Source organism: Acidisphaera rubrifaciens HS-AP3, assembly GCF_000964365.1.
GTDB lineage: Bacteria > Pseudomonadota > Alphaproteobacteria > Acetobacterales > Acetobacteraceae > Acidisphaera > Acidisphaera rubrifaciens.
The window spans coordinates 1-731 of the sequence record NZ_BANB01000533.1; the positions used below are offsets into that span (position 1 = coordinate 1).

The following is a 731-nucleotide window of genomic DNA, read 5'->3' on the forward strand; positions in this document are numbered from 1 at the left end:
GCGGCCGTGCTGCGCGCGGCACCGGACGGCATCGTGCTGCCGAAGGCGGACGGGCCGGACGACGTGCGCCGGCTCGGCCACTATCTCGACGCGCTGGAGCGCCGCGACGGCATCGCGACGCCGACGCCCGTCCTGTGCGTCGCGACGGAGACGCCGCGCGCGCCGTTCCGCCTCGGCGACTACGCGGACGCGGCGCTGTCGCGGCTGTGGGGCCTGACCTGGGGCGCGGAGGATCTGAGCGCGGCCGTGGGCGCGGCGGGCAATCGCGACGCGACCGGCGGCTGGACGCATACCTACCGCATGGTGCGTTCGCTGTGTCTGCTCGCGGCCAAGGCGGCGGAGGTGGAGGCGATCGAGACGGTGTACGTCGATTTCCGCGACGCCGACGGGCTGCGCCGCGCGTGCGAGGCGTCGGCGGCCGAAGGCTTCACCGGCAGCGTCGCGATCCACCCCGATCAGGTGGACATCATCAACGCCGCTTACATGCCGGGCGAGGCGGCGGTCGCGCATGCGCGCCGGGTGATCGACGCCTTTGCCGCGGCACCCGGCGCGGGCGCGGTCGCGCTCGACGGGATGATGCTCGACATGCCGCATCTGAAACAGGCGCGGCACGTGCTGCGCCGGCACGATGCGTTCGTGGCGCGCGGGGGCGGGGATGGCTGACACGGACCCGCTCTGGATCGACCGCGGCGCGCCGGGCGCGCGGCCGGCGCGCATCGCGATCACCGGCC

Annotated in this window: 1 protein-coding gene; it reads left to right on the forward strand. The window is 75.2% G+C overall.

The window, feature by feature from the left end; all coding sequences use genetic code 11:
* Positions 1–663: HpcH/HpaI aldolase/citrate lyase family protein (locus tag B8460_RS14200; protein WP_048862268.1), on the forward strand; the 663-nt coding region annotated here is incomplete at its 5' end.
* Positions 664–731: the final 68 nt, after the last annotated feature.